Raw genomic sequence first — 6,462 nt, forward strand, 5'->3', positions numbered from 1 at the left:
ATGATGAAGGCATTTAAAAAAAGAGGTGCACTTACCCATTTTCAAATTTTAAGCGAAATATCAAAGCAAGATCCGCATCTCAAACAGAAAGATTTGGCAAATACACTAGGAATCACAATTCAAGCAGTTTCTGAGAACATCAAGACATTAATCGAGCTTGGATACATAACCTCCAAAGATGGAAGGTCCCCTTACAAAATAACCCAAGCAGGTATCGATAAAGTAAAAAAAGACGCCATAAGTCTAAGAAAATATTCCGATTCCGTTTTAGAAACCATGAATCATTACAAAACCATCTGGCCAGCCATTGCTACAGAAGACCTCGAAAAAGATGATATTGTTGGTCTTTACATGAAAGATGGAGTATTGTATGCTCATAAAAAAGAAGAAAATGCAACTGGAGTCGTATTAGAAGATGCTGAAAAGGACATGGATGTATCCCTAACCAATTTAACCGGCCTTATCGATATGTCAGTTGGTGAAGTAACTGTCGTAATTGTTCCAACCATAAAAGACGGAGGATCAAAATCCTGTGATTTAGAACTCATCAAAAACGTTTATGATAAAGGAACAAATACTGGAAAACCTATTGATAAAGTCGCTATTGCTGGAACTGTTTCACGTGCAGTAGTTAAAAAATTAGACTTACCAATAGATATTGAGTATGCCGCATCACATGCAACAGCAAATGCCGCACGTAAAGGCTTAAATGTTTTAGCAATTTGTGTCGGCGATATGAGCAAAGCATTTACACGCGAGCTAGAAAACGAAAAAATAAAATACAACATTATTGATGGTGGAAAATAATTAATTTTCCCTTATTTTCTTTAATAAAGCTGCAGCTATTTCTTCAGTTGTAATATCTGCAGACGAATTCTTTTTTATTATTTTAATATACTCTTGAAGATTATCAATTTTAATTGATTTTTTTGCATCATTTAAAATTCGTGTAATCTTAATATTTTCAAGTTCTTCATCTCCAGGCATTTTCTTTTCTATAATTTTACCCTTGCTTTCTTTTTTAATAGTACTGAAGTTAGAATAATCCTCTTTTGATACTAATGTTAAAGCATGTCCAGTATTTCCTGCCCTTGCAGTTCTGCCTATGCGGTGAATGTGAGAATCATAATTGTGAGCAACATCATAGTTAATGATAAAATCCAGATTTGAAATGTCCAGACCCCGAGCGGCTACATCAGTTGCAACCAGGAAACGAACATTACCGTTTCTAAATTTGTTCATGACACGGTCTCTGGTTTTTTGACTCATATCCCCATGCAGGGCTTCAGCAGCATAATTCTGTTTTTTTAGATGCTTAAATACAAAGTCCACACCTTTTTTAGTATTGCAAAAAATCAGCGATGATTTAATATCATAAATCTCAAATAATTTTATCAAATCATTGAATTTGTGTTTATGGTCTGTTTTAAAGGCATACTGCGTGATTTTTGGAATATTTTTCCTATTATTTGCAACTTTTATGAATTTTGGATTTTTTTGGTAATTTTTAGCAATTTTTCTAATTTCGGTAGGCATTGTAGCAGAAAAAAGAAGAGTCTGTCTTTGATGTGGAGTATTCTTAAGGATTGTTACAATGTCCTCCCTAAAGCCCATGTCAAGCATTTCATCCGCCTCATCTAAAACCACACTTTCAATTCCTATCAAATCAAGATTTCCACGTTCAATATGATCAATTACACGGCCAGGAGTTCCAACAACAATATGAACTCCCTTTTTCAAAACTCTAGTTTGTTTTCCGATTGGCTGGCCACCATAAACTGCCAGCGTCTTGAGTTTCTTGATATTTGCTCCAACCTTGGAAATTTCACCTGCAACCTGAAGGCAGAGCTCCCTTGTAGGACATAATATTATCGCCTGCGGTGACCTGTCCGCTATAAAAATCTTTTCAAGTATCGGAACTGCAAAAGCGATGGTTTTACCAGAACCTGTTTGTGCCTGAGCAGTAATGTCTCGAGATTTTAAAGCTAGAGGAATTGCCATTTCCTGAATTGGAGTTGTCTTATCAAATCCCATATCCCCAATAGCTTTCTTTATCTCATCTGAAATGTTTAAATCATCAAAATTCATCATATAAATATTTAAAAAAATAGCTATTTAAAATTTAATGTGGACTGATAGGATTTTTGTGGAAACTTATGGAGATACTCAAATATTTCATTGAAATTATTTAAGATTCCTGCATCATATGTTCTTCTTTTAAATAGCTTCATTAACATTTTATCATTGGGGCTTGGAATAGAATAGCTGTTTGCATATTCTTCAATATATTTCTCTTTCAAACCGGGAAAATGTTCATCCAATTTTGAATAGAAATACTCCCTGTTTCCTTCCCTTAAAGTCAAACCCATACCATGACATAAAATGCCTTTTACATTGTTTTCAATACAATAATCCAAAATGGAATTGATGTTTTCATAAGTATCGTTAATGTAGGGCAGAATCGGACACAGCCATACAACAGTCGGAATTCCTGCCTCATCCAATATTTTTAAGACCTCCACCCGTCTTGAAGTTGTACATACATGAGGTTCCAGAATGCTGCATAGATCATCATCGGCAGTCGTTAATGTCATTTGTACAACTACCCTTGTTTTTTCGTTGATTTTTTTAAGCAATTCCAAATCCCTTAAAATCAAATCTGATTTTGTAATGCAGGTAAATCCGAAACCGTAATCATAAATTAACTCTAAAGCATTCCTCACATATTTAAGACGCTTTTCAAGTGGAATATAGGGGTCAGTCATTGCACCGGTTCCAATCATTGAAGGCTGCCTTTTTCTAAGCTCTCTTTTAAGCAGCTGAAGCGAATTTTCTTTAACCTCAATATCCTCAAATTTATGATTCATTCCATATATCTTGCTTCGTGAATCACAGTATATGCATCCGTGGGTACATCCCCTATAGAGATTCATCCCATTATTTTTCGACAGAATGCTTTTTGATGTTACATAGTGCATAGGTTTACTTTGGAAATAGTAGTATTTAAAAAAATAGCAAGAGAGCAAATGCTAAGTAATATCAGATACATAATAATATTATGGAACAAAAAAACATTACAGGATACGATAAAAAGTATGACATTAAAGAGCATCCTGACATAAAAGGTCTTCAAATAATTGAAGGTAAAAACAATTTCCCCATTAGTTGGCTCAACCAGCAAGGATATTGTGAATACCAGATATATCTCGAGCACATGAAAGGCATAAAAACACCAGCAACACCTGAAATGACACATGGAAGTGACATTCACCAGCAGCTCGAAGACATCTTCAAACAGGACGCAATCCCTGCAACATTTGAAGATGCCGTAGAAGCATCTAAAGAGAAAGCTTCAATGTCTAGAGAATGTTTTGTCATTGCTCCAGAGTACGGAATACGAGGATACATTGATGAGATATGGATGAAACCTGATGAAATTGTAATAATCGACGATAAACCAGGGCGCACCCCATACCCTTCAACAATGAATCAGGTAAGAGCATACTGCCTTGCTTTTAAAAGCATGACCGAAGATAAAAGGAAAATTAAAGCTGCTTTAAGAGAGCGGGGAACAGGAAATCTCTTTTGGATTGAGATATTTACTCCGGAAGTTGAAAAGGAAATTAAATTCACAATCGATAGAATGCAAGGATTATTTGAAGGGACAAAACCATTCATTCCAACTAAAAACAAAAACAAATGCAGATCCTGCAGATACAAACGTTACTGTGAACACTACAAAAGGGATTGAAAATGGACAAACGGAAAATTTCAATTATATTATTAGCAATATTTCTAATTACAATCGGCATTACAATAGCCAATACATTTTTAAATGATTCAAATTCCATTGAAAATAAAAACGGGACATTAACAATTGGCAATAAAACAATACATTACAACAATGCAGGCAAATGTGTTGATGTAATCGACGGCAATACCATACAGGTTTATGGTGTCGGCAAAGTTCAGCTGACACAGGTAAAAACCCCACAAAATACAGAAGCAGGATACAGCGATGCCAAAAAATTTGTTGAAGAAAAATGTCTTGGAAAAACAGTATATCTGGATATAGATGATAAACAAAGTCAGGACAAATACGGAAGAATATTGGCTATAGTATACACTAATACAACAGATGTCAACAAAGAACTAATCGATAATGGTCTGGCTGAGCTGTCCTATTTTGAACCAAGTGAGTTTAAGAAGGGTGAAATCTAAATTACCCTATTTAAACCTAAATAAATCTTATTTTTCTTATAAACTTTTTCTAAAATTTCATTCCATTCTTCTACAGTAATTCTGCCTTTATTCGGAATCAGATTATCGAGTGATGATTCATTCAAGTTCAAAATATCCGCAAGAACATATGACAAGGTCCTACCGGTCAATGACAAATCATAAGGATCATAACCTGTAACGGCTAAAATCCATACATTGTCCTTAGATGAACTGTTATACTCCTTTCGTAAAGATTCAAACCAGCTGGCCACTTTTGTATCGCTGCTGCCCAAACTTGAACCTATTGCAATATAATAGTCTTCACCGGTGAATTCAATATTGCTGCACGCAGTATTGATTTTTTCCTTAAGCTCCGGAGAATCCAAATCTAGGTCGAACTCATTATTTGTAATTGTGTCGGACAGATAATTCTCAATTTCCTTAGCGTTTTTAAAATAACCAATCGGTTCAAGTCTATCAGGATCCCTATCGCATAAATCATAGATTAAATCCTCATCAACATCACAGATTTCATAGCCTTCAAGCTTATGGGATTTATATTCCTTGAAATCTATGCAATAATTTTCTAAATCTTCTTTGTTTAAATACCAAAGAACCTGAACCTTCTTAATCATAACAATCTAATTTACAGAATTTACAACTACAGTACGTGTAATACTTCCAAATAATCTATCAGTATTCATTATTCTGCCAATTAACCAGTCAAAAATAATTGGAATCCAGTAGATTTTAGTTAAGTTACGTACAATTGACTGAGGCCAATTCATATAAGAACCGTTTCTAGACCTTACTTCCAAGAAAAGTAATGCCTTACCAACGGTAGCCCCTTTAACCTTTTCACAAAATACAAAGTAAACATAACCTAAAATTGGAGCAAGATATGGGAAATATCTGTAAACTGAACCAACATCTGCAGGATTAATTATAAGAGAAAATAAATATGACAAAATCCACATGAATGCAGATACCACAAAGAAATCAATTATATATGCACCTATTCTTCTAGAAAATACACTTGCCATTTTATCACCTAACAAACTCTAGGAACCGGGTCTGCAATTGGTGCTTCAAGAATTCTTTCACCACCAATAGGAGTATTTACAACAACATAATCTCCTTCGACGACTTCTCCTATGATTGCAGCATTTTCACCATACTTTTCGCCTTTAATAGCTTCAAGTATTTCTTCAGCCTTATCAGCTTTAACACCCATCACTACTTTACCTTCATTGGCTACTTCAAACGGATCAATGCCTAACATTTCTGATACAGCATGAACTTCATCTCTGATTGGAATTGCATCCTGCTCTAAAACTACACCGACTCCTGCTTTTGAAGCCATTTCGTTAATAGCATTTGCAAATCCTCCACGGGTAGGGTCTTTCATAGCTGTAACTCCCCCAATTTCTAATGCTTTATTGATAATATTCCACATTGGAGCTACATCAGATTTCAAATCAGTTTCAAAACCAAAACCTTCCCTGAAAGACATCAAACTCATTCCATGATCACCCAAACTTCCTGTGACAATGATTTTATCACCGACTTCTAAAGTTGAGTCACGAATTACTTCTCCTTTTTTTGCAATTCCAATACCTGTAGTTACCATGACAATTCCATCTAGTTTGTCCTGAGGCATTACTTTGGTATCGCCAGTAATTACAGCAACATCAACTTCTTCACAAGTTTCATTAAGTGATTTCATGATTTTGTCCAAATCATCAATCGGAAAGCCTTCCTGCATGATAATAGCATTAGAAATGGCAAGTGGACGTGCACCCATTACAGAAACATCATTAATAGTTCCTGCAGCGGAGATTCTACCAATATCCCCTCCTGGGAAAAATAACGGATCGATAGTGTGACCATCAGTTGTCATGACAATTTCCCAATCTCCTAAAGGGATAGAAGCTCCATCATCTAATGCATCTAAACTAATACCACCATTAACGCTTTTTTTAGTGATATTATCCAAAACAGTGCTAGCTATTAAATTTGCCATAACTTCTCCGCCAGCACCATGATTCATACTAATTTTATCTTCTGACATTATATACTCCTAAATAAATTATCATTATAATAATATATTAAAACAAGTATATAATTTTTAGTAAAAAATATTCAATGCCGTCAATTTAAGAATTTCATAATTTTTTTATCTTTTTGATTTTTTATATATCTCTTTTTTCATGTTAATCTGTAGTTCATATTGAATTTTCT

8 protein-coding genes are annotated in these 6,462 nt (G+C 34.6%); 3 read left to right on the top strand and 5 right to left on the bottom strand.

Annotation, left to right across the window (positions count from 1 at the left end; all coding sequences use genetic code 11):
* Positions 1-3 precede the first annotated feature (3 nt).
* Positions 4-807 carry a winged helix-turn-helix transcriptional regulator gene (locus QZU75_RS07725; protein ID WP_296882791.1) on the top strand — a complete coding sequence of 268 codons (804 nt, stop codon included), beginning with the start codon at positions 4-6 and terminating at the stop codon, positions 805-807.
* On the opposite strand, the gene QZU75_RS07730 is transcribed toward QZU75_RS07725, so the two are convergent.
* Both QZU75_RS07730 and QZU75_RS07735 read right to left on the bottom strand, forming a co-directional pair.
* Positions 808-2,091 (bottom strand): DEAD/DEAH box helicase, encoded by a 1,284-nt coding sequence (locus QZU75_RS07730; protein ID WP_296882779.1) that lies wholly within the window; start codon positions 2,089-2,091, stop codon positions 808-810. It lies immediately after the preceding gene.
* Positions 2,092-2,111: 20 nt separating this feature from the next.
* Complete coding sequence (locus QZU75_RS07735) at positions 2,112-2,978, bottom strand: radical SAM protein (RefSeq protein WP_296882781.1); 867 nt, start codon at positions 2,976-2,978, stop codon at positions 2,112-2,114.
* A gap of 80 nt (positions 2,979-3,058) precedes the next feature.
* Between QZU75_RS07735 and QZU75_RS07740 the strand changes: the two genes are divergently transcribed.
* Together QZU75_RS07740 and QZU75_RS07745 are read left to right on the top strand one after the other, a co-directional pair.
* Entirely contained in the window at positions 3,059-3,751 is a 693-nt protein-coding gene (locus QZU75_RS07740; RefSeq protein WP_296882782.1) for a PD-(D/E)XK nuclease family protein, read from the top strand.
* A gap of 2 nt (positions 3,752-3,753) precedes the next feature.
* Positions 3,754-4,221, top strand: coding sequence for a thermonuclease family protein (locus tag QZU75_RS07745; RefSeq protein ID WP_296882783.1), 468 nt, complete (start codon positions 3,754-3,756; stop codon positions 4,219-4,221).
* On the opposite strand, the gene QZU75_RS07750 is transcribed toward QZU75_RS07745, so the two are convergent.
* From QZU75_RS07750 to hypE, 3 genes are read right to left on the bottom strand one after another with little or no spacing between them, the layout of a single operon-like run.
* Positions 4,218-4,856, bottom strand: coding sequence for a hypothetical protein (locus QZU75_RS07750; protein WP_296882785.1), 639 nt, complete (start codon positions 4,854-4,856; stop codon positions 4,218-4,220). The genes QZU75_RS07745 and QZU75_RS07750 overlap by 4 nt on opposite strands.
* A 6-nt stretch (positions 4,857-4,862) precedes the next feature.
* Entirely contained in the window at positions 4,863-5,264 is a 402-nt protein-coding gene (locus QZU75_RS07755) for an RDD family protein (RefSeq protein WP_296882787.1), read from the bottom strand.
* 8 nt (positions 5,265-5,272) lie between these two features.
* Positions 5,273-6,292, bottom strand: coding sequence for a hydrogenase expression/formation protein HypE (gene hypE / locus QZU75_RS07760; RefSeq protein WP_296882789.1), 1,020 nt, complete (start codon positions 6,290-6,292; stop codon positions 5,273-5,275).
* Positions 6,293-6,462: the final 170 nt, after the last annotated feature.

It is taken from the genome of uncultured Methanobrevibacter sp. (assembly GCF_902764455.1).
In the GTDB taxonomy this organism is placed as follows: Archaea; Methanobacteriota; Methanobacteria; order Methanobacteriales; family Methanobacteriaceae; genus Methanocatella.

What these genes read in the sequence shown, in the direction of transcription:
- QZU75_RS07725 (WP_296882791.1), top strand. Translation starts at nt 4, where the DNA reads ATGAAGGCATTTAAAAAAAGAGGTGCACTTACCCATTTTCAAATTTTA.
- QZU75_RS07730 (WP_296882779.1), bottom strand. Translation starts at nt 2,091, where the DNA reads ATGATGAATTTTGATGATTTAAACATTTCAGATGAGATAAAGAAAGCT.
- QZU75_RS07735 (WP_296882781.1), bottom strand. Translation starts at nt 2,978, where the DNA reads ATGCACTATGTAACATCAAAAAGCATTCTGTCGAAAAATAATGGGATG.
- QZU75_RS07740 (WP_296882782.1), top strand. Translation starts at nt 3,059, where the DNA reads ATGGAACAAAAAAACATTACAGGATACGATAAAAAGTATGACATTAAA.
- QZU75_RS07745 (WP_296882783.1), top strand. Translation starts at nt 3,754, where the DNA reads ATGGACAAACGGAAAATTTCAATTATATTATTAGCAATATTTCTAATT.
- QZU75_RS07750 (WP_296882785.1), bottom strand. Translation starts at nt 4,856, where the DNA reads ATGATTAAGAAGGTTCAGGTTCTTTGGTATTTAAACAAAGAAGATTTA.
- QZU75_RS07755 (WP_296882787.1), bottom strand. Translation starts at nt 5,264, where the DNA reads ATGGCAAGTGTATTTTCTAGAAGAATAGGTGCATATATAATTGATTTC.
- hypE (WP_296882789.1), bottom strand. Translation starts at nt 6,292, where the DNA reads ATGTCAGAAGATAAAATTAGTATGAATCATGGTGCTGGCGGAGAAGTT.